This window comes from Ectorhizobium quercum, from assembly GCF_026552795.1.
In the GTDB taxonomy this organism is placed as follows: domain Bacteria; phylum Pseudomonadota; class Alphaproteobacteria; order Rhizobiales; family Rhizobiaceae; genus Ectorhizobium; species Ectorhizobium quercum.
Genome location: NZ_JANFPI010000001.1, coordinates 781,773 through 803,110 on the forward strand (window position 1 = coordinate 781,773; position 21,338 = coordinate 803,110).

At 65.5% G+C, this 21,338-nt stretch carries 20 protein-coding genes; 9 read left to right on the forward strand and 11 right to left on the reverse strand.

The features are described 5' to 3' along the window. Positions 1–128 precede the first annotated feature (128 nt). The gene (locus NOF55_RS03560) at positions 129–1,211 is read right to left on the reverse strand and encodes a DUF475 domain-containing protein (protein ID WP_306409926.1); all 1,083 of its coding nucleotides are present in this window, start codon (positions 1,209–1,211) and stop codon (positions 129–131) included. A gap of 450 nt (positions 1,212–1,661) precedes the next feature. Between NOF55_RS03560 and NOF55_RS03565 the strand changes: the two genes are divergently transcribed. The 6 genes from NOF55_RS03565 (at position 1,662) to pheT (ending at position 8,327) form a co-directional block, all read left to right on the forward strand. Continuing rightward, the gene (locus NOF55_RS03565; protein ID WP_306409927.1) at positions 1,662–3,020 is read left to right on the forward strand and encodes an amidase; all 1,359 of its coding nucleotides are present in this window, start codon (positions 1,662–1,664) and stop codon (positions 3,018–3,020) included. 145 nt (positions 3,021–3,165) lie between these two features. Beyond that, positions 3,166–3,369 (forward strand): 50S ribosomal protein L35, encoded by a 204-nt coding sequence (rpmI, locus tag NOF55_RS03570; protein WP_134647921.1) that lies wholly within the window; start codon positions 3,166–3,168, stop codon positions 3,367–3,369. 37 nt (positions 3,370–3,406) lie between these two features. Next, the gene (gene rplT, locus NOF55_RS03575; RefSeq protein ID WP_306409928.1) at positions 3,407–3,811 is read left to right on the forward strand and encodes a 50S ribosomal protein L20; all 405 of its coding nucleotides are present in this window, start codon (positions 3,407–3,409) and stop codon (positions 3,809–3,811) included. A 152-nt stretch (positions 3,812–3,963) separates the two neighbouring features. Further along, positions 3,964–4,815, forward strand: a complete 852-nt coding sequence (locus NOF55_RS03580) for a BUD32 family EKC/KEOPS complex subunit (protein ID WP_306409929.1) — start codon at positions 3,964–3,966, stop codon at positions 4,813–4,815. Next, entirely contained in the window at positions 4,808–5,890 is a 1,083-nt protein-coding gene (pheS, locus tag NOF55_RS03585; RefSeq protein WP_306409930.1) for a phenylalanine--tRNA ligase subunit alpha, read from the forward strand. The genes NOF55_RS03580 and pheS overlap by 8 nt, the downstream gene beginning before the upstream one ends. A 13-nt stretch (positions 5,891–5,903) precedes the next feature. Continuing rightward, on the forward strand, positions 5,904–8,327 hold the full coding sequence (gene pheT, locus NOF55_RS03590; protein ID WP_306409931.1) for a phenylalanine--tRNA ligase subunit beta: 2,424 nt from the start codon (positions 5,904–5,906) through the stop codon (positions 8,325–8,327). Positions 8,328–8,532: 205 nt separating this feature from the next. Here the strand turns inward: pheT and NOF55_RS03595 are convergent, their stop codons facing one another. Next, the gene (locus tag NOF55_RS03595) at positions 8,533–9,534 is read right to left on the reverse strand and encodes an aldo/keto reductase (RefSeq protein WP_306410191.1); all 1,002 of its coding nucleotides are present in this window, start codon (positions 9,532–9,534) and stop codon (positions 8,533–8,535) included. Positions 9,535–9,639: 105 nt separating this feature from the next. Between NOF55_RS03595 and NOF55_RS03600 the strand changes: the two genes are divergently transcribed. After that, on the forward strand, positions 9,640–10,530 hold the full coding sequence (locus tag NOF55_RS03600) for a LysR family transcriptional regulator (protein ID WP_306409932.1): 891 nt from the start codon (positions 9,640–9,642) through the stop codon (positions 10,528–10,530). A gap of 1 nt (position 10,531) precedes the next feature. On the opposite strand, the gene NOF55_RS03605 is transcribed toward NOF55_RS03600, so the two are convergent. The 4 genes from NOF55_RS03605 to NOF55_RS03620 all read right to left on the reverse strand — a co-directional run bounded on the left by NOF55_RS03605 (position 10,532) and on the right by NOF55_RS03620 (position 13,401). After that, a complete protein-coding gene (locus NOF55_RS03605; protein WP_306410192.1) occupies positions 10,532–10,975 on the reverse strand; it encodes a GNAT family N-acetyltransferase in 444 nt (147 codons plus the stop codon). Next, complete coding sequence (locus tag NOF55_RS03610) at positions 10,975–11,925, reverse strand: aldo/keto reductase (protein WP_306409933.1); 951 nt, start codon at positions 11,923–11,925, stop codon at positions 10,975–10,977. Before NOF55_RS03610 ends, NOF55_RS03605 begins: the two co-directional genes overlap by 1 nt. A gap of 94 nt (positions 11,926–12,019) precedes the next feature. Then, positions 12,020–12,397, reverse strand: coding sequence for a GtrA family protein (locus NOF55_RS03615; protein ID WP_306409934.1), 378 nt, complete (start codon positions 12,395–12,397; stop codon positions 12,020–12,022). Further along, positions 12,394–13,401 (reverse strand): glycosyltransferase, encoded by a 1,008-nt coding sequence (locus NOF55_RS03620; RefSeq protein ID WP_306409935.1) that lies wholly within the window; start codon positions 13,399–13,401, stop codon positions 12,394–12,396. The genes NOF55_RS03615 and NOF55_RS03620 overlap by 4 nt, the downstream gene beginning before the upstream one ends. 408 nt (positions 13,402–13,809) lie before the next feature. Between NOF55_RS03620 and NOF55_RS03625 the strand changes: the two genes are divergently transcribed. Then, a complete protein-coding gene (locus tag NOF55_RS03625) occupies positions 13,810–15,678 on the forward strand; it encodes a hypothetical protein (RefSeq protein WP_306409936.1) in 1,869 nt (622 codons plus the stop codon). Between the two features lie 104 nt (positions 15,679–15,782). On the opposite strand, the gene NOF55_RS03630 is transcribed toward NOF55_RS03625, so the two are convergent. Together NOF55_RS03630 and NOF55_RS03635 are read right to left on the reverse strand one after the other, a co-directional pair. Beyond that, the gene (locus tag NOF55_RS03630; protein WP_306409937.1) at positions 15,783–16,019 is read right to left on the reverse strand and encodes a hypothetical protein; all 237 of its coding nucleotides are present in this window, start codon (positions 16,017–16,019) and stop codon (positions 15,783–15,785) included. A 112-nt stretch (positions 16,020–16,131) separates the two neighbouring features. Continuing rightward, entirely contained in the window at positions 16,132–16,395 is a 264-nt protein-coding gene (locus NOF55_RS03635; RefSeq protein ID WP_306409938.1) for a spike base protein, RCAP_Rcc01079 family, read from the reverse strand. A 196-nt stretch (positions 16,396–16,591) separates the two neighbouring features. Here NOF55_RS03635 and xseA point away from each other — a divergent pair, with 196 nt between their 5' ends. Beyond that, positions 16,592–18,187, forward strand: coding sequence for an exodeoxyribonuclease VII large subunit (gene xseA / locus NOF55_RS03640; protein WP_306409939.1), 1,596 nt, complete (start codon positions 16,592–16,594; stop codon positions 18,185–18,187). Positions 18,188–18,383: 196 nt separating this feature from the next. Here xseA and NOF55_RS03645 read toward each other — a convergent pair whose 3' ends face one another. From NOF55_RS03645 to NOF55_RS03655, 3 genes are all read right to left on the reverse strand, one after another. After that, entirely contained in the window at positions 18,384–19,631 is a 1,248-nt protein-coding gene (locus tag NOF55_RS03645) for an aminopeptidase (RefSeq protein ID WP_306409940.1), read from the reverse strand. A gap of 74 nt (positions 19,632–19,705) precedes the next feature. Further along, a complete protein-coding gene (gene ybaK, locus NOF55_RS03650) occupies positions 19,706–20,179 on the reverse strand; it encodes a Cys-tRNA(Pro) deacylase (RefSeq protein WP_306409941.1) in 474 nt (157 codons plus the stop codon). A 66-nt stretch (positions 20,180–20,245) separates the two neighbouring features. After that, on the reverse strand, positions 20,246–21,331 hold the full coding sequence (locus NOF55_RS03655; RefSeq protein WP_306409942.1) for a glycosyltransferase family protein: 1,086 nt from the start codon (positions 21,329–21,331) through the stop codon (positions 20,246–20,248). Positions 21,332–21,338 lie beyond the last annotated feature (7 nt).

Below are 21,338 nucleotides of genomic sequence, written 5' to 3' on the forward strand. Positions count from 1 at the left end.
CCTTCCTGGGTGGATTGACAAACCCTCTTTTCGTCACTCTCGGGCCTGACCTGAGGACCGGCCCAAAGAGAATAGCAATGAGCCGTTCGTCGGCAGTCCGAGGGCGGCGCAAGCCGCCCTCTAGATGATCAGTGAAGGGCTGCTGCCGCTTCGGCTTCCCTTTCCCTGCGGTTGTGCCGCACGGAGGCCCAGAAGGAGATGCCGATGAGGGTCGCGCCGCCGAGGCCGGTGATGACTTCCGGGATGTGCGCCAGCGTCTGGACATACATGATCACGGAAAGGATCAGCACGGCATAGAAGGCACCGTGTTCCAGATAGCGGTATTCGGCAAGCGTGCCCTTCTCGACCAGCATGATGGTCATCGAGCGGACATACATGGCGCCGATGCCGAGGCCGATGGCGATGATGAAGAGGTTCTGCGTCAGCGCGAAGGCGCCGATCACGCCGTCAAAGGAGAAGGACGCATCGAGCACTTCGAGATAGAGGAAGGCACCGAGACCGCCCTTGGCCCCCGTTTCGACGATCGACTTCTGCGACAGGTCGAGCAGCCCGCCGACGACCTCGACGGCGAGGTAGGTGATGAGGCCGTAGATCGCCGAGGTCATGAAGGTGACGGTGTCCTGGCCGTCCAGCAGGTTGGAGAACAGCACGATGAGCAACAGCACGATGCCGATCTCGATGCCCTTGATCGAGGCGGCGCGGGCCATGTTCTTCTCCAGCCACTGGATCCAGTGGATGTCCTTCTCATGGTCGAAGAAGTAGGTGAGGCTGACCATCATCAGGAAGGTGCCGCCGAAGGCCGCGATCGGCAGGTGGGCGCCCGTCATGATGCGGGCGTATTCGTCGGGGTTCATCGCGGCGAGCTTCACCGCTTCCCACGGCCCGATCTTCGCGGCGATGACCACGATGGCCAGCGGGAAGATGATGCGCATGCCGAACACGGCGATGATGATGCCCCAGGTCAGGAACCGGTGCTGCCATTTCGGCGTCATGTCCTTGAGCTTGTTGGCGTTGACGATCGCGTTGTCGAAGGACAGCGAGATTTCGAGAACCGCCAGCACGACGCAGATGAAGAAGACGGTGCCCATGCCGCCCAGCGTGCCCGTCATCTCCCAGCCGAGCCACGCGCCGAGCAGCAGGCCGACGGCGGTGAAGATGAACGCCCAGATGAAATAGCTGAATGTGGACTTTTGCGTCTGGGGCTGGCTCATCGTCCCGCCTCCTGGGTCCCGACGTTGCACGGGGCGATGACGAAAAGCGAAGACGGCATGCGGTCGAGAGCACGCACGCGAGGCATGATCTTTGTGTTCATGTCAAAAAGAGATCCGCCGGCTTGATTTGCAGGCGGTACCGACATCACGAGAGCGCCGTAAAACTCTCGCCAGAGGGGCCCGGCACCAGGTTTTCGTTCGCCGCGCCGATGTTCGCTGCGGCGGGAACGTCCATTAATTGTCTCAGGCCGCAGGCTTCGTCAAGAGACCTGTAGGAGGGTGGCAGGCGCCACGGCGCATTCCGGCTCCGCCGCACCGGCGCTTGCGGCTTGTCAAGTCGGTATATCGGTTGCAAGGAAAGGCTTTACATCGGCCGGTCTTCCCGCATTGAATAGGCCGCGCGAACAGGCGGCGCTGCGCCTTGCGTCCGCCCCGATGAGGAATGCGATCATGCCCGAGACTTTGAAACTGAGAGCGCTGGCGCGGGAACTGGCCGAAGGGCGCACCACCGCGCGCAAGCTGGTGCGTGAATGCCTCGACCGCATCGCCGACCCGGAAGGAGAGGGAGAGCGGGCGTTCGTGAAGGTCCACTCCGAGCAGGCGTTGGCGGCGGCCAGTGCCATCGATCTGCTGCGCGAGGCCGGGCTCGCGCCGTCGCCCTTCGCCGGCATTCCGGTTTCAGTCAAGGATCTGGCCGATATCGCCGGCGACGTGACGACCGCCGGTTCCGTGGTGCTTTCCGATGCGCCTCCCGCCGCGCAGGATGCGCCGATGGTCGCACGCCTGCGCGCTGTCGGCTTCATCGTCATCGGCCGCACCAACATGACCGAGTTCGCCTTTTCCGGCATCGGCATCAACCCGCATTACGGCACGCCGGCCTCGCCCTTCGACCGGGCGACGCGGCGCATTCCGGGCGGCTCTTCCTCCGGCGCCGCCGTTTCCGTGGCGGACGGCATGGCCGCCGCCGGCATCGGTTCGGACACCGGCGGCTCATGCCGCATTCCCGCCGCGCTGTGCGGCATCGTCGGGTTCAAGCCGACCGCCTCGGCCGTGCCGCGGGAGGGCGTCGTGCCGCTGTCGACGACGCTCGATTCCATCGGCCCGCTGGCCAATTCCGTCGAGTGCTGCCGTATCGTTCACGCCATCCTGTCCGGCCGGCCGGTCGGCGAGGCGGCGGTCCCGGCGCTGAAGGGCATGCGGATCGCCGTTCCGCAGACGGTGGTTCTGGACGGTCTCGACGCCCATGTCGCCTCGCGCTTCGAGCGGGCGCTGGACACCCTGTCGCGCGCCGGAGCGCTTGTGTCCCATGTGCCGATGAAGGAATTCGCGATGGTCGAGGCGATCAACGCGAAGGGCGGCCTGACCGCGGCGGAGGCCTATGCCTGGCATCGCGGGCAGGGGCTGATCGAAAGCCGTGCGGAGGATTACGATCCGCGCGTGCTGGCGCGTCTCGTACGGGCGAGGGAGCAGACGGGCGCCGATTACGTCGATGCGCTGAAGCTGCGCGCGGCCTTCATCGCCGCCGTCGAGGCGGCGGTCGCTCCCTTCGACGTGCTCGCCATGCCGACCGTTCCCCTGGTGGCGCCGGCGATTACGGCGCTGGAGGCCGATGCCGACCTGTTCACCGCCACCAACCTGGCGATGTTGCGCAATCCGGCCATCGTCAACATGTTCGACGGCTGCTCGATTTCGCTGCCGATGCACCGCCGCGGGGAAGCGCCCGCCGGCCTGATGCTGGCCGCGACGGCGGGCCGTGACGGCGCCCTTTTCGCCCATGCGACGGCGATCGAGGCGGCTCTGGCCCCATAGTGCGATTCAGACGTTGCACTTTTGCGGCTTCGCGGTTATAAGCCGCCGTTCCGAACGGTCCGGCAGGGCATGCCGTGGCCGTTCTCAATGCTTGGCAGAACCGGTTTCGTCGCCGGCTTTGCCCCAGAAAAAACGGAGTAGCAAAATGCCCAAGATGAAGACGAAATCGTCCGCCAAGAAGCGGTTCAAGATCACGGCGTCCGGCAAGGTTCTCGCAGCCGCCGCCGGCAAGCGTCATGGCATGATCAAGCGTACCAACAAGTTCATCCGCGATGCGCGCGGCACGATGGTTCTGGCCGAAGCCGATGGCAAGAAGGTCATCAAGAACTACCTGCCGAACGGTCTCTGAGACCAGTCGCCGAAAAGAACGATAAGGAGATCATGACATGGCTCGCGTAAAACGTGGCGTCACTTCCCGCGCCAAGCACAAGAAGGTTCTGAAGGCCGCTGAAGGCTTCTACGGCCGCCGCAAGAATACGATCCGCGCCGCAAAGGCTGCGGTCGACCGTTCGCGCCAGTACGCGACCCGCGACCGCAAGGTCAAGAAGCGCACCTTCCGCGCGCTCTGGGTCCAGCGCATCAATGCCGCCGTCCGCGAATTCGGCCTGACCTACGGCCGCTTCATCGACGGCCTGAACAAGGCCGGCATCGAAGTCGACCGCAAGGTCCTGTCCGACCTGGCCATCCATCAGCCGGAAGCGTTCAAGGCGCTGGTCGATGCATCCAAGAAGGGCCTCGAATACCTCAAGGAAGCCGGTTCGGCCAACGAGTTTGAAACTGCGGTCAACTAAGCCGCGCTTTCCGACGCATTTTGAAAAGCCCGCGTCCGTGAAAGGCGCGGGCTTTTTCGTTTCCAGAGCAATTCCAGGAAAAGTGCCTGGCGGCTTTCCGTCCGGAATTGCGTGAAAACAACGAGATAGAGCCATTTGACGGGGAGGTCCGAATGGAAATGCAGGGTCTCTCGTCCATTCCGGACGTGAGCGACGCCGACGTCGCGCTGCTGGTCGCCGCCCTTGCCGACACGGGCAGGCGCGTGCAGCGGGTCGAGCTGTCCCGGCGAACGGTGTGGATCAAGCGCTATGGAACCGAGGGCGCGAACCTCTGGCAGAAGCTCTATGCCCCGCTCGCCCGCTTCCTGCCGGTGGCCTTTCGGCTCGCGCCGCGCCGCAGCCCGGCGGACATGATCCGGCAGGAGGAAAGCCGGATCATGTGCTTTGCCGGGAAAGGCTTCCGCGTTCCGCAGGTGCTCTTCCGTTCCGGATCGGCGCTCGTTCTTTCCGACACGAGCCCGTCGGTCGAGAACAGGCTGCGCGCCCTGAAGGACGAGCGGCCGCGGGAACATGAAGACCTGCTGGTGTCCTGCGCCGCCACGCTGGGGCGGCTGCACGGGGCGGGCCTTTGCCACGGGCGGCCGCATCCGCGCGACATGACGATCGTCGACGGGGAAATCGGCTTCATCGATTTCGAGGAGCAGCCCGAGGCCGTCATGCCGCTTGCGGTCGCGCAGGCGCGCGATCTCTGGGTGCTGTTCTTCCAGCTTTCCACGCGGGCCGGGGAGGGCGAACGAACGCTGCGGCGGGCCTATGCCGCCTGGAGCGAGGCGGCACCGGCTGCGGCAGGAAGCGAACTGCGGGCCCTGATCGGCTCCGCCGCACGATTTTTGCCGCTTGCCCGGTTGATTGGGCGCGTGCGTATGGGTAGTGATCTGCGACGTTTCATTGTGGCTACCGGATATCTCGAAAAGGCGGTCGGGCTGAGAAGCGAGCCGGTCGGCAAGGCAGGAAAGAATGACTGAACTCACCAATTTGCAGAATGCGCTTCTGGCGGCGGTCGCGGGCGCTGAGGACGAGGCCGCCATCGAGGCCGTGCGCGTCGCGGCTCTCGGCAAGAAGGGGTCGGTTTCGGAACTCCTGAAGACGCTCGGCTCGATGACGCCGGAGGAGCGCCAGACCCGCGGCGCGGCGATCAATGCGCTGAAGACCGAAATTGCCGATGCCATCGCCGCCCGCAAGAGCGCGCTGAAGGACGCCGCCATCGCCGCCCGGCTGAAGGCCGAGACGCTGGACGTTTCCCTGCCGGTCCGCTCCTCGCCCGCCGAGCGCGGCCGCATCCATCCGATCAGCCAGATCGTCGACGAGATCACCGCGATTTTCGCCGATCTCGGCTTCTCCATCGCCGAAGGCCCGGATATCGAGACCGACTATTATAACTTCACGGCGCTGAACTTCCCGGAAGGCCATCCGGCCCGCGAGATGCACGACACCTTCTTCTTCAACCCGGACGAAAAGGGCGAGCGCAAGGTGCTGCGCACGCATACCTCGCCGGTGCAGGTGCGCACGATGGAAGCGCAGGAGCCGCCGATCCGCATCGTCATTCCGGGCAAGACCTATCGTCAGGACAGTGACGCCACCCATTCGCCGATGTTCCATCAGGTCGAGGGGCTGGTGATCGACCGCAAGGCGCATGTCGGCAACCTGCGCTGGGTGCTGGAGGAGTTCTGCAAGGCCTTCTTCGAGGTGCCCTCCGTCACCATGCGCTTCCGCCCGTCCTTCTTCCCCTTCACGGAACCGTCCTTCGAGGTCGATATCCAGTGCGACCGCTCGGGCGGCCAGGTGAAGTTTGGCGAAGGCAACGACTGGATGGAGATTCTCGGTTGCGGCATGGTCCACCCGAACGTGCTGCGCTCCGGCGGCCTCGACCCGGACGAGTTCCAGGGTTTCGCTTGGGGCATGGGTCTCGACCGCATCGCCATGCTGAAATACGGAATGCCGGACCTGCGCGACTTCTTCAACGCCGACGTGCGCTGGATGAACCACTACGGCTTCCGCCCGCTCGACATGCCGACCCTGTTCGGCGGCCTGAGCGCTTGAAGGAGATATTTCGATGAAATTCACGCTCTCCTGGCTGAAGGAGCATCTGGAAACGGATGCCACGCTTGAACAGATCTGCGAACGGCTGACGGCCATCGGGCTGGAAGTCGAGGATGTCGACGACAAGGCGGCCTACAAGCCTTTCGTCATCGCCAAAGTCCTGACCGCCGAAAAGCACCCGGAGGCCGACCGGCTGAAGGTGCTGACAGTGGATGCCGGCGATGGCAAGCCGGTGCAGATCGTCTGCGGTGCGCCGAATGCGCGGGCCGGCCTCGTCGGCGCTCTGGCGCGTCCGGGCACCTATGTTCCGGGCATCGACGTGACGCTTTCCGTCGGAAAAATCCGCGGCGTCGAAAGCCACGGCATGATGTGCTCGGAAAAGGAACTCGACATTTCCGACGACCATGACGGTATCATCGATCTGCCCGCGGATGCGCCGGTCGGCACGTCCTTTGCGTCTTACGCGGGTCTCGACGATCCGGTCATCGAGATCAACCTGACGCCGAACCGTCCGGATTGCACCAGTGTCTACGGCATTGCCCGCGATCTGGCGGCCTCCGGTCTCGGCAGGCTCAGGACGAGGCCTGCACCCGCCTTCCCGGTGGAAGGCGACCTGCCGACCGCCCTGAAGATCGTGCTGGACGACGAGCGTCTGTGCCCCGGCTTCGCGCTTCGCCTCGTGCGCGGCTTGAAGAACGGCCCGTCGCCCGCCTGGATGCAGCAGCGCCTGCGCTCGATCGGTCTGCGCCCGATTTCGGCGCTGGTGGACATCACCAATTACATGACCTTCGATCAGGGCCGTCCGATGCACGTCTTCGACGCCAGCAAGGTCAAGGGCGATCTTGTGGTGCGTCGGGCGAGGGAGGGCGAGACCATCCTCGCGCTGGACCAGCGTGAATATACGCTCAACCCGGCCAATGTCGTCATCGCCGACGACAACGGCGTCGAATCCATCGGCGGTGTCATGGGCGGCGAGCATTCCGGCTGCGACGAGAACACCACGGATGTGCTGATCGAATCGGCGCTGTGGGACCCGATCAACATCGCCCGCACCGGCCGTTCGCTCGGCATCATCACCGATGCGCGCTACCGCTTCGAACGCGGCGTCGATCCTGAATACATGGTGCCCGGCCTGGAGCGCACCACCGAACTCGTTCTCGAACTGTGCGGCGGCACGGCCTCCGAGGCGAGGGTGTTCGGCTACAAGGGTTACGAGCCGAAACGGATCGATTTCCCGGTTTCCGAGGTCAAACGCCTGACCGGGCTTGAGGTTTCGGGCGAGGAAAGCGCCGAAATCCTCAAAGGTCTCGGCTTCGATGTTGAAGGTTCCGGCGAACGGCTGACGGTTTCGGTTCCTTCCTGGCGTCCGGATGTGGAAGGCAAGGCCGATCTCGTGGAGGAGGTCATGCGCATCCACGGCGTCGACAAGATCGCGCCGGAACCGCTGCCGGCGCTCGGCACGGTGCATCCACGCATCCTGACCACGCTTCAGGTCCGCACCCGCACTGCCAAGCGCGCGCTCGCCGCCCGCGGCATGCTCGAAGCCGTCACCTGGTCCTTCATCCCGGAGGAGCAGGCGAAGCTCTTCGGCGGCGGCACGCCGGAACTGAAGCTCGCGAACCCGATCGCCGCGGACATGTCGGACATGCGCCCCTCGCTGCTGCCCGGCCTGCTGACGGCGGCCAGCCGCAATGCCGACAAGGGTTACGGCGACGTGGCGATCTTCGAGGTCTCCGGCACCTATGAGAACGACCGGCCCGAAGGCCAGCGCCGCGTTGCCGGCGGCGTGCGCCGCGGCACAGCCTCGCTGGCCGGCGCGGGCCGCATGTGGTCGAACGCTTCGAAGGGCGGCGGCAAGCCGGTTGACGTCTATGACGCCAAGGCCGATGCGCTCGCCGTGCTAGAAGCCTGCGGCCTGCCGATGGGCAATGTCCAGATCGAGGCCGGTGCGCCGGAATGGTATCATCCGGGCCGCTCCGGCACGATCAAGATGGGCCCGAAGGTCGTGCTCGGCCATTTCGGCGAATTCCATCCCAAGACGCTGGCCACGCTTGACATTTCCGGCGCCTACTGCGGCTTCGAGGTCTTCGTGGACGCCATGCCGGAGCCGAAGAAGAAGGCGACGCGCACCAGGCCGCCGCTGGAGCTTTCGCCCTTCCAGGCGGTGAAGCGCGACTTCGCCTTCGTGGTGGAAAAGACCGTGGAGGCCGGATCGGTGCTGCGCGCGGCGCAGGGCGCGGATCGCAAGCTGATTACCGGCGTCAACGTCTTCGACGTGTTCGAGGGCGCAAGCCTCGGCGAAGGCCGCAAGTCCATCGCCATCGAAGTGACGATCCAGCCTTCCGACCGCACGCTGACGGACGAGGATTTCGAGGCGCTGACCGGCAAGATCGTCGCCAGCGTCACCAAGGCCACTGGCGGCACGCTGCGCGCCTGAACGGGACGAAAGAGGGGCCGAAAGGCCCCTCACTGCACTGTTGAAAGCCCCCTCTCTTCCGTCATGCTCGGGCTTGACCCGAGCATCCAGCGGCGCCCGCTGCATGGACCCTCGGGTCCAGCCCGAGGGTGACGGAGAAGAGAAGTCGAGGACGTGTCAACGAGCCGGGGCCTTGCCGGCCCTTCTGCTTTCCGGGAAGACGGATTTACCGGTTCGACATCCCCGCCATGCGGGTGTTGAGCCGCCCGCCGGCCACCTTTGCTGGGGCGAGCAGTGCGCCGAGCTTCTCCACTTCCGCCGCGCTGAGCACGATATCGGCGGCGGCGGCGTTTTGTTCCAGATGCGGCACCTTGCTCGCGCCGGGAATGGGCACGATGAAATCGCCCTGCGCCAGCACCCAGGCGAGCGCGAGCTGGGCAGGGGCGACGCCCTTTTCCCGCGCCATCTCTTCCAGCAGCGCGACCAGCGCCAGATTGGCGTCGAAATTCTCCGGCTGGAAGCGTGGCAGCGAGCGGCGGAAATCGTCCGCGGTCAGGGTGTCTGTGCTCTTCAGCGCCCCGGTCAGCGCGCCGCGCCCGAGCGGGCTGTACGGCACGAAGCCGATGCCGAGGTCCCGGCAGGTTTCCAGCACGCCGTTTTCCTCCGGGTCGCGGCTCCACAGTGAATATTCGCTCTGCACGGCGGCGATGGGGTGGATGGCATGCGCGCGGCGGATGGTCTCGGCGCTGGCTTCCGAAAGGCCGAGCGCCTTCACCTTGCCCTCGCGCACCAGTTCGGCCATCGCCCCCACCGTATCCTCGATGGGGACGGCGGGATCGACGCGGTGCTGATAATAGAGGTCGATGACGTCGGTATCGAGCCGTTTCAGCGAGGCATCGGCGACGGCTTTCGCGTTTTCGGGCCGCCCGTCCGTGCCGGTGATCATCTCGGCGGCGGGCTTGTCCGGATCGATGCGGAAGCCGAACTTGGTGGCGATGACGACCTTGTCGCGCACCGGCTTCAGCGCCTTGCCGACGAGGATTTCGTTCCTGTAGGGGCCGTAGACCTCCGCGGTGTCGAACAGCGTGATGCCGAGATCGACGGCACGGTGAAGCGTGGCGATGGCGGTGCTTTCGTCGGAAGAGGGGCCGTAGGCATGGCTCATGCCCATGCAGCCGAGGCCGAGGGCTGAAACGGTGAGATCGGAACCGAGGTGACGGGTGTTCATGGTCATGGGATCGCCTTTCTTGAAGAGGATGGACAGATCATAGATCTCCGCGACTGAAAGAATAATCCGTGCAAATGAGTGATGGCTGTTCTATCTGTTGTAACAATGCATCGGAACCAGCTCTCCCAGCTTGCGGTCTTCGCCATTGTCGCGGAAACGCGCAGTTTCCGGAAGGCGGCGGCCGAACTCGGCATCGCGCCCTCCGCCGTCAGTCATGCCGTCTCGGCGCTGGAGGAGGGGCTCGGCGTGCGGCTGCTGGCCCGCACCACCCGCAGCGTCGCGCCGACGGAGGAGGGCAGGCTGCTGCTCGATACGCTCGGACCCGCGCTCTCCGATATCGGCTCAACGCTGGAAGAACTGGCCGAACGCCGCCAGCGTCCCGCCGGGCGGCTCGCCGTCACCATGCCCCGGCTGGCGGCGGAGGAACTGATCGTGCCGCGGCTCGGCGAATTCCTGCGGCTTTACCCGGATATCGCGCTCGACATCAGCACGGACGACCGTTTCGAGGATATCGTTGCCGAGGGCTACGATGCGGGCCTGCGGCTTGGCGAAAGCCTTGAGCAGGACATGATCGCGGTGCACGTCAGCGGCCCCCGGCGCGGTGCGGTGGTCGGCTCGCCCGGCTATTTCGCGGAGCATCCGCCACCCGAACATCCGCAGGATCTTGCCCGCCACCGCTGCATAAGACGCCGCTTTTCCAGCGGCCGGCTCTATCGCTGGGAACTGGAAAAGGACGGCAAGGTGCTGGTGGCCGATGTGCAGGGACCGCTGATCCTCGCCGACCAGAGCCTGATCCTCGCGGCGGCGCTCGATGGCGCGGGGCTCGCCTTCGTCTTCGAACAGCGCGTCGAGGAGGATATCCGGGCCGGCCGCCTGATCCGCGTGCTGGAGGACTGGTGCCCGCCCTTCGACGGCTTCTACATCTATTATCCGTCGCGGCGCCAGATGCGCCCGGCGCTGCGCGCTTTCGTCGATTTCTTCCGCTGCGCGGAGTGAATCAGAAGCTGATCCGGTAGCGGATGTGGTCGTCCCACGCCACATACTGGTCGTAGAGTTTGCGCGCCGTGGCGTTGTTCTTGTGGGTGTGCCAGTAAAGGCGGCTCCAGCCGTTCCGTTTCGACAGCGCCACCAGATCGTCGAGCAGCGCCCGGCCGATGCCCCTGCCGCGCAGCTTTTCGTCGAGGAACAGGTCTTCCAGATAGCAGAGCGGCTCCTTCACCCATGTGCCCTCATGGGTGTGGCAAAGGGCGAACCCCTCCACCGCGCCGTCCACTTCGGCGACCCTGAGGAAAAGCCGCGATGCCGGGTCGAACACCCGGCTCCAGACCGAATCCGTGACCTCCGCCGGCACGTCGACACCGTAGAACGCGGTATAGGCCGCCCATAGGTCCCGCCAGCGGGCCTCGTCGGCGGGCGTGGCGTCGCGAATGACGACAGCCATCATTCACCCGCCTTGTCGAGAAGCGCGACCACCTCGTCGGGCAGGGTGAGATTTGCCGCCGCGATCAGGCTTTGAAGCTGCGAAAGGCTGGTGGCGCTGGCGATCGGCGCGGTGACGCCCGGCTTGCGCAGCAGCCATGCGATGGCGATGGCGGCATGCGTCGCGCCGGTGATCCGCGCCGCCTCGTCGAGGGCGGCCAGAACCTTCGCGCCCCGCTCGTCGAAATAGGCGGCGACACGGTTTTCGCGCGCTTTTCCGACGGCGTCGTCCTTCGTCCTGTATTTGCCGGTCAGGAAGCCGGCGGCAAGGCTGAAATAGGTGATGACGCCGATCTTTTCCTCGATGCAAAGCGCGGCGAGCGGCCCTTCGAAGGCGTCGCGCTTGACGAGATTGTATTCCGGCTGGATGACGTCGTAGCGCGGCAGGCCGGCGGCCTTCGCCGCATCCAGCGACGCCCGGAGTTGCGCGGCGTCGAGGTTGGAGGTGCCGATGGCGCGGATCTTGCCGGCCGTCTTCAGCCTGTCGAAGGCGGCAAGCGTTTCCTCATAGGGCGTGTTCGGGTCCGGCCAGTGCGAGAGGTAGAGATCGATATAGTCGGTCTGGAGGCGCTTCAGCGAATCCTCGACCGCCTTGACGATCCATTGTGCCGAAAGGTCGACATGGCCCTGCCCCATGTCGGAGCCGACCTTGGTGACGATGATCGCCTTGTCGCGGGAAACGCGGCCCGATTTCAGCCATTTGCCGATGATCGTCTCGCTCTCGCCGCCGGAATGGCCTGCAATCCAGCGGGAATAGACATCCGCCGTGTCGATGGTGTTGAGGCCGGCGTCGAAGAAGGCGTCGAGAAGGGAAAACGAGGTCTTCTCGTCCGCCGTCCAGCCGAAGACGTTGCCGCCGAAAACGACGGGTGCAATCGAAAGGCCTGTACGGCCGAGTGGACGCAGTTCCATGTTTCCTCCGATGTTTTTCTGAAGCGATGCGCGAAATGGTTCGCACCATATTGGAAGAAGAGAAAGCCTTAGGCAATAAGCCGCAGTCGGTTGTTCACCGCCGGGCGAAGACAAGGCGGGAATAGCCGACGAAGCTGAGGCCCATCGCGGCGGCTGAGGCGAAGACCAGCGCGGCCAGCGGCTGCAATCCCGGAAGGCCGATGAGAAGCGCCGCATAGAATCCGTAATTGAACAGCGCCGTCACCGTGCCGACGGTGCCGTAGCGGATGCTCTCGGACAGCATGCGGCGGTTGGAACGCCCGAAGGTGTAGCTGCGGTTCAGGACGAAGGTGAAGCTCATGGCGGCGGCGATTGCCGCGATGCGCGCCAGGAACGGATCGGCCGGCGTGAAATGCAGGAGCGCCGAAAGCACCAGCGCATCGACCAGAAAGCCGCCGCCGCCGACGATTGCGAAGCGCGCGATGCGTTTCATGCCGCATCCTTTCTCCCGCTCGTCCCGGAGCGGTACCGGTCGCGCCGGCGCTCGCGGCTGGCCTCCGACTGGCCGATATAGGCAAGGCGCAGATGCTCGTAGCGGGCGCGCGACAGCGAATCCAGGATCATGCCCGCCGTCAGGGCGAGGAAGGACAGCCCGATCATCGCCACCGACAGGATCCAGCTCGGCATGCGGCTGACCATGCCGGTGCGGAAGAACTCGGCAAGAACGGGAATGGCGAAACCGAGGCCGATGCAGAAGCCGGCCCAGCCGAGCATGGCGAAAAACGCGAAGGGCCGCGTTTCTTTCATCAGCATGATAAACATCTTCAGGATCTTCCAGCCGTCGCGAAAGGTCGAGAGCTTGGATTGCGACCCCTCCGGCCGGCGGCCGTAGTCGAGTTCGATCTCGACCACCGGCAGCTTCAGGCGCGAGGCATGCACGGACATTTCCGTCTCGGTCTCGAAAGCGTCCGACATCGCCGGAAAGCTCTTCACGAAACCGCGGGTAAAGGCGCGGTATCCGGAAAAGATATCGGAGAAATCGTTGCCGAACAGGCGGCGGTAGAGCGAATTGAAGACGCGGTTGCCGAAGGCATGGCCCTGCCGGCCGGCATCGTCCGTGACACCGCGCCGGGTGCCGACCGCCATGTCGGCGCCCTCGGCGATCAGGACGCCGACGAGCCTGCCGGCGTCGGCCGGCGCATAGGTGCCGTCGCCGTCCGCCATGACGTAGATGTCGGCGTCAATGTCGGCGAACATGCGCCGCACGACATTGCCCTTGCCCTGCCGTCGTTCGCTGCGGACGATGGCGCCGGCCATCACGGCGGCCAGCGCCGTGCCGTCGGTGGAATTGTTGTCGTAGACGTAGATACGCGCCTGCGGCAGCGCCGCGCGGAAGCCGCGCACCACCTCCGCGATCGTCGCCGCCTCGTTATGGCACGGCAGCAATACGGCTATGTCCTGATCGCCGTTCATCGGCGAGGTCGGGGCTTCGGTCATGGGTCCACCCGGTATTCGATCATCATGCGACGGATTCATTCCGTTTCTCTGGCCTTTACTATTTCTTGAACAGGTTAAGGCTAGGTTTCGGACCGCCGAACATCGTGAAAGTAAGCCGGAAACATGAGGGTCAGGACCTGTTGAATTGACGCATTCTGTTCGAAGTCATGGGATTGGATGGAAGCAAACACGCGCAAGGCAAGACCACATGGTCTTGTCGAGCATTGTCTGCGATCAGCCGGCCCATGACTTCGAACCCGAAGGGCGTTGCGGATTTCGCGCCCGGACGTCGTCGGGAAGATTTGAAAATGATCGGCATTTCCTGCATCTTTCCTCCTCGCCGAACACGAAATCCGCGACGCAGAATGCGCCAATTCAACATGTCCTGACCCTGAGGAATCTGCGGACATGACGAACGCATTTCACCTGCCTGCCGGAACGCGCCGCGTCGATTCCCTGATAGCCGGCGAGGACCGGCTCTGGTGGAGCCGCCTGTCGCTGATGACGGTGCTTTTCAGCCTGGCCGCGATCTCCACTGTCCTGTTGCTGACCGTGCCCGGCGCCACCGATTATGTCGGCGCCGACAATGACGACGTGATGCGTCTGGTCGTCGTGCGCGATCTTCTCGCCGGTCAGGGCTGGTTCGATGCGATGCAGTATCGCCTCGGGCTGGCGGGTGGAACGCTCATGCACTGGTCGCGCCTGATCGACGCGCCGATTGCCGGCCTGATCCTGTTTTTCGGCCTGTTTCTCGACGGGACGGCCGCCGAGGCGGCGGCACTCGCGGTCTGGCCGCTGGCGCTCGTCCCGCCGCTGATCGGCTGCGTCGGGCTCGGCGCCCGCCGTCTCGGCGGTGCCGGGGCCATGAACGTCGCCATGAGCTTCACGGTCATTCTGGTCGTGACCTCCAACCGCTTCCTGCCCGGCTCCATCGATCACCACAACCTCCAGCTCGTCCTGATCGCCGGATTGGCCGCCGTGCTGTTGGATCGCCGCTACGGCGCCGTCAATTATGCTGTCGGCGGCGTTCTGGCGGCGCTGGCGCTCGCCATCGGCGCGGAAACGACGCCTCTGCTGGCCGTCATCTGCCTTGCGGTCACGGGCCTGTGGCTCGTGCATGGCAAGGCGTTCGAAAGGGCTGCTTCCGCCTTCGGCCTGTCGCTGGCCCTTTCCGTCACCGTCCTGTTTCTGGCGACCGTGCCGCCCTCGCGCTATGCCGTGGTGACGTGCGACAGCCTTTCGCTCGGCTTCTATGGCCTGTCGGCGCTGGGCGGCGCGCTGATGTTCGTCTCCGCCCGCCATGCCAGCGGCTGGAATATCCGCCGGCGCCTTGCCGTCGTCGGCGCCAACGGCGCCATCGTCCTTCTGGCCGCGCTGGCTCTGGCGCCGCAATGTCTCGGCAGCCCGCTGGCCGATCTCGATCCGCTGCTCGTGTCCCTGTGGCTGAACAAGGTGACGGAGGCGCAGTCGTTTCTGGCGACGATCCGCTCGGAACCGGCGACGGCCGGCGGCTTCTATGCGGTCGGCTTCTTCGGCATGGCGGTTGCGCTGTCGCGCGTGCTGCTCGGCGATCGCGTCGAAGGCCATGCCATCCTGTTCGCGCTCATTCTCGCGGCCTGGGCCGTCGCGCTGGTTCAGGTGCGCGGCGCGATCTTTTCCAACCTGCTCGTCATCCTCCCGCTCTCGCTGCTCGTCGCGGAACTCCGCCGGCTTTCGAATGCCGAGCCGGAGAACATGGCCGCCGGGTTCTTCTTCCTGACCGCGACGCTCGCGTCCGTTCCGGCCGTCTGGGTGTTCGGCGGCGCCTTGCCGAGCGAAGGCATCAACGGCATCGTGCAGCGGTTCCGCGCGCCGGTCGTCGCCCCCGCCGTTGCCGGTGCGGAGGCGGGCGCGTGGCGCTGCAACGGCGAGGACGCGCTGTCCGGCCTCGCGGCCCTGCCGCCGGGCGTCGTCGCGGCGCCCTCCAATCTTGGAGCGTCGATCCTGCGTTTTTCCGGTCATCGCGTCCTGACGGCACCCTATCACCGCAATCAGCCCGGCATGCTTACCGAACTGCATATCGGGCTGGCCATACCGCGTGAAGCTGAAGCCTTCCTGCGTGGCGCCGGGGTCACGGTCGTCGCCTTCTGCGCCGACGACCCGCAGACGCGACAGATCGCCGCTCTCAAGCCCGACGGGCTCTATGCCGGTCTCGCGGCGGGCCGGGTTCCGGCCTATCTCGAACCGCTGCCGACGACGGCCGGCGCGGGATTGCAGCTTTTCCGCGTCAGGCCGTAGGCGCAGCGGGTTCGGCTGAAGGTGCATGAAACGACCGAAGCGCTCCGTCATCCCTGAAGGAGCGCTTCGGTCGGTCCGCGCGGTTGCGGGAAATGCGGGTCGGATCAGCGCGCTTCTTCGGCGCTCGGTTCCTCGCCGGCAATGCGGACGCAGATGTTGGCGATCAGGCCGACATTGTAGCCGCCGATGGCGACGAGCAGCGCCATGAGGGAGGCACCGCCGCCCAGTGTGGCGGCCAGCGCGAAGGTCACGAGAATGGCGACGGAGGCGGCCACGACCGAGAGGATGGAACGTGTGAGCCCGGCGGCCAGCCCGATTCCGAACGTTGCGACGAAGATCATTGCGAATATCCCTGTTTTCTTGATTGTCGTCAGAATAGCCGTGAACCGTTAAAAAAACGGGCCCTGACAAGGGTTAACGCTTTGTTTCGGTGTTCGAAATCGGGAAATGGCCTCAGATGAGGGCGACGATTGCCGTGGCGGTCGTGCCGGTGGCGTGAACCCGGCTGACGCGCAGCGGCAGCAGGCTGCCGGCCGGAACGGCGCCGAGGCTCACGCTGTCGCCGGACAGCAGCGTCACGGCGAGGTCGCCCGCACCGCCGACATAAAGGGCGCGGCTCGGCTGCGCCAGTTCGGCGCCGTCCGATGGCGTGACGGCAAAGCCCGCCGTGGCCGGACCGGAAAGCGAGGGGTGGGTGTTGAGGAAAGGATCGCTCATTCTGTGCTCCTGAAGGGTTGCGTCGCAGGGGAAGTATGGCCTTGGCCGCAGGCAGGGCGGACGACGCCGGCATCAACCCATTGAACGGACAGGGGCGGGCGGCGCGATTATGCCCGCCCGGCTTTTCCCGAGGAATTCGCCAGATCGGCTGCGAAAAGACGCTGCAATTTGCATCTGCCATGCGATATTTGCGGCCATGAGCAGCTTTTTCGACGATTCGCCGACCAATCTCGCCGAGTTCTCCGTTTCGGAGCTTTCCGGCTCCATCAAGCGCACCATCGAGACGGCGTTCGACCGCGTCCGCGTGCGCGGCGAGGTGTCCGGCTATCGCGGCCCGCATTCCTCCGGGCATGCCTATTTCTCGCTGAAGGACGACAAGGCCCGCATCGATGCCGTCATCTGGAAGGGCACGTTCAGCCGCCTGAAGGTCCGCCCCGAGGAAGGCATGGAAGTGATCGCGACCGGCAAGATCACCACCTTTCCCGGTTCGTCCAAATATCAGATCGTCATCGAAAGCCTGGAGCCCGCCGGCGTCGGCGCGCTGATGGCGCTGCTGGAGGAGCGCCGCCGCAAGCTGGCTGCGGAGGGGCTGTTCGACGCCGCGTCGAAGAAGCCGCTGCCCTTCATGCCGATGGTCATCGGCGTGGTGACGTCGCCCACCGGCGCGGTCATTCGCGATATCCTGCATCGCATATCCGACCGTTTTCCGGTTCATGTCGTCGTCTGGCCGGTGAAGGTGCAGGGCGAGGGATCGGGCGACGAGGTGGCTCGCGCCATCGAAGGCTTCAACGCCCTGACGCCGGAAGGCGGGATCGCCCGGCCCGACGTGCTGATCGTGGCGCGCGGCGGCGGCAGTCTCGAAGACCTCTGGAGCTTCAACGACGAGGCCGTGGTGCGCGCCGCGGCGGCCAGCCGCATCCCGCTGATTTCCGCCGTGGGGCATGAAACGGACTGGACGCTGATCGACCATGCCGCCGACATTCGCGCGCCGACGCCGACGGGTGCTGCGGAAATGGCGGTGCCGGTGAAGGCCGAACTGGAGGCCCAGATCGCCGGTCTTGCCGCCCGCCTGCAAGGCGCCGTGTCGCGGCAAATGCAGAACCGCCAGCAGGGTGTGCGCAGTCTCGTGCGCGCCCTGCCGTCGCTGGACCAGCTTCTCGCCCTGCCGCGCCGTCGTTTCGACGAGGCCGCCACCGGCCTCGGGCGGGGGCTGGAGCGCACCGCCATCGCCAAGCGCCGGACGCTGGAACAGGCCGCGGCGCGGCTGCGGCCCGACATGCTGGGCGCGCGGATCGTGCAGCAGAGGCAATTCATCGCCGAGCGCCTGAACCGCGCGGAACGCATCGTCGAGCGTCTGGTTCTGGCTGGCCGAAGCCGGGTCGGTGCCGCCGATGCGGTGTTCCGGGCCTTTCCGAACCGCCTGCGAAATCAGACGGGCCGCGAGCGCGAAAAGGTGCTGGCCCTGTTCGCACGGGCCGACACGGCAGTGGCGACGGCGCTCGCCCATCGCAGGCTGGCCGTTGCCGCGCAGGATCGCGTGCTGCAATCGCTTTCCTATCGCAACGTGCTGAAGCGCGGCTATGCCGTGATCCGCGACGGGGACGAGCGTCTGCTGGCGCGGGCATCCCTCGTCGCTCCAGGGCAGGTCCTGTCCATCGAATTCGTCGACGGGCGCATCACGGCGACAGCGGGGGAGGGGGCGGAGCCTCCGGCGCCTGTCGCTCCCCCGTCCTCCCGCAAGCGGCCCGCGAAGGCCGGCAAGGCGCCGCCCGATCAGGGCAGCCTGTTCTAAGCCATGAAAAAGGGCGCCGTCCTGGCGCCCCGGGGGTGTATTGACAATTTTCTCTTCCGTCACCCTCGGGCTCAACCAGAGGGGCCACGCCGCAAGCGGCGCGGTGGATGGTCGGGCAAGCCCGACCATGACGAAAGAAAGCGATGAACCGTTTGTCAGCACTCTGATGACGCCGTCATGGCGTCCTCCATCGTTCTCAGGCCCATTCGCCCTTGCGGAACACCGGCACGCGCGTGCCGTCCGGCTTCACGCCGTCGATATCCACCTTGTCGGAGCCGATCATCCAGTCGATGTGGATGAGGCTCGAATTGCCGCCCTTGGCCGCGATTTCCGCCTGCGACAGCGATGCGCCGTTCAGGAAGCATTTGGAATAGCACTGGCCGAGCGCGATGTGGCAGGAGGCGTTTTCGTCGAACAGCGTGTTGTAGAACAGGATGCCGCTCTGCGAGATCGGCGAGGAATGCGGCACCAGCGCCACTTCGCCCAAACGCCGCGCGCCCTCGTCGGTGTCGAGCACCTTGTTCAGCACTTCCTCGCCCTTCGACGCCTTCGCCTCGACGATGCGGCCGCCCTCGAAGCGCACCTGAATGTCGTCGATCAGCGTCCCTTGATGTGACAGCGGCTTGGTGGACGACACCGTGCCTTCGACGCGCAGCGCATGTGGCGTGGTGAACACTTCCTCGGTCGGAATGTTGGGATTGCAGGTGATGCCGTTCTTGGCCGTGGAGGCGCCGCCATGCCATTCGTGATCGTCGGCCAGGCCGACCGTGAGATCGGTGCCGGGGCCGGTGAAGTGCAGCGCCGCGAAACGCTCGCCGTTCAGCCAGGAGGATTTCTTCCTGAGGTTGGCGTTGTGCTCCTCCCAGGCGGCGACGGGATCGTCGCGGTCGACGCGCGAGGCGGCGAAGATCGCCTCCGCCAGCTTTTCGACGGCCTTGGCTTCCGGCAGGTCCGGGAAAACCTGCTTCGCCCAGGCGGGGTTGGGATAGGAGACGATGTTCCAGTTGATGTCGAAATTGGAGATCTTCTCCAGCGCCGGCTTGTAGGACATGGAATTGGCGCGGTTGGCGCGCGCCACCCTGGCCGGGTCCTGTCCCGCCAGCATCATCGGATTGTCGCCGGAAATGGCAAGCCGCGCCGCATTGCCGGCAAAGGCCTTCGCCATGCCCTCGTAGAGCCAGCCGCTGGCGCGGTCGAAGCTCTCGTCGGGCGCATATCGATAACGCGCGAGAATGGCTTCCTCGTCGGAATAGAACGTGGTGACGAGGCCGGCGCCTGCCTTGTAGGCTTCGCGGGTGATGAGACGCACGAGCGGCAGCGCGCCGATCGGTGCCGTCATGACGAGATCCTGCCCCTTTTCCAGCCGCAGCCCGACCTTGACGGCGGTCGTCGCCAGTCTTTCCAGTTTCACGGGGTCGATGAAGGCGCTTGTATCGGATGTCATGGAAGAACCTGCTGTCGTTGGCTATGGAGAAGGGCGGAGGATAACGCCTGAGGGGACGGTGTCCACCCGCAAAATCAGGAGATCAGCGGTGCCGCCTTCGCCCCGAGCGCGGCAAGCGCCGCCTTCGGGTCGAGGCGGACCTGAAGACCGCGCTGCCCGCCGTTCATGAAGACATAGGGCTCCGAAAGGGCTGCGATCTCGATGGCCGTCGGAACGGTCTTCCTCTGGCCGAAGGGGCTGATACCGCCCACATGATAGCCCGTCAGCCGTTCGGCGTCGGCGGGCTTCATCATCGCCGCCGACTTGCCGCCGAACGCCGCCGCGAGCTTCTTCATGCTGACCTCGCGGTCGGCAGGAATGACGGCGCAGACCGGCTTGCCGTCCACCGTCGCCATCAGCGTCTTGAGCACACGGTGCGGTTCCTCCCCGATCGCTTCCGCCGCCTGAAGGCCGACACGCGGCGCATCCGGATCGTAGTCGTAGGAAACGGTTTCGAAGACGACGCCCGCATTTTCGAGCGTCCGGGTGGCAGGGGTGGTTTTCGACATGGCACATTCCGTCTTTTCGATGGACCCGTCATAAACCCCTTCCTCCATGTTTTGAAGGGGATACGGTTACGGAAAGGGCGGCGGCGAAAGGTCGAGACCCCGTTCTGCGCTTCGGGTCATCGCAGCGACGCGTTCGCGGGTGGCAGAGGCCGCAGCGGCACGCTTGTCCGCATCGTCGATCAGTTCCAGCAGCGCCGCGCGCCAGGCGTCCGGATCGTAGCGAAGCAGTATTTCCCCGTCCGCGCCGGCTTCGCCATAGGCCGGAGAGACCGAAAAGATGCCGGCGGCGCCGGCGCGGGCCACATCGATGCGCTTGGTCGGGGAGCGGCAATCGTTGACGGGCGATGGCGTGAGCGGCACGAGCATGATATCGATCTGCCGCGTCGAGGCTTCCGCGAGATAAGCGGCCCACGAAACCGGCCTGCGCACCGTGACCCGCTCCATGCCCTTCCATCGTCCGGCGGCCTTGCCGCCGGCGAATACTTCGAAGAGCGCGTCCGGCCGCGCGGCAAGCACGTCGCGAATGACGGGTTGCAGGAAGGCATGCTCCTCCACATGGACGGCTGTCGCGTGATAGGCGATCATGACGGTGCCGGTGTCGCGGTTGCCGGCGACGTGGGGAATGTTCCACAGGGCTTCGGGCGGGGCAGGTGGCAGGACCCGAGCGTTCGCCGCGCCGAGGCGTTGCGCGAGGCGGGGCGTCGAGGCCCAGACGATATCGAGATGCCGGTTGAGCCGCCTGAGCGGCAGAAGCGCCCGGAAGACGAGAAACAGCCGATAGCCGATATCCGCGTCGCGCCCGGTGACGACGGCGGGAATATCATCATCGAGAAACAGGCCGACGCCGGCGAGTTGCCGCTCTTCCCGCTCGATCCAGCGCAGGGCGGCGGCGGAGGCATAGCGGCAGAGAATGACGAATGTGCCGTCCGCGTCGATGCCGGCCGGATCGCCGTCGCGGATATCGATGAACCGGTGCTCCGGCATTCCCGGTGCCGCAAGCCGCGCCGCGAAATAGTAATCCGCGGTCGGGTTCGGATGCCGCCCGAAGACGATGATTCGCTTCACGGGCCGTCTGGGGCCGCCTGTGGCTCCCGCGCGCAGCCTGGGCGCGGGCAGCAGCCGGGCAATGAGCGCGCGCACCCTGTCGGTCAACGGAGTG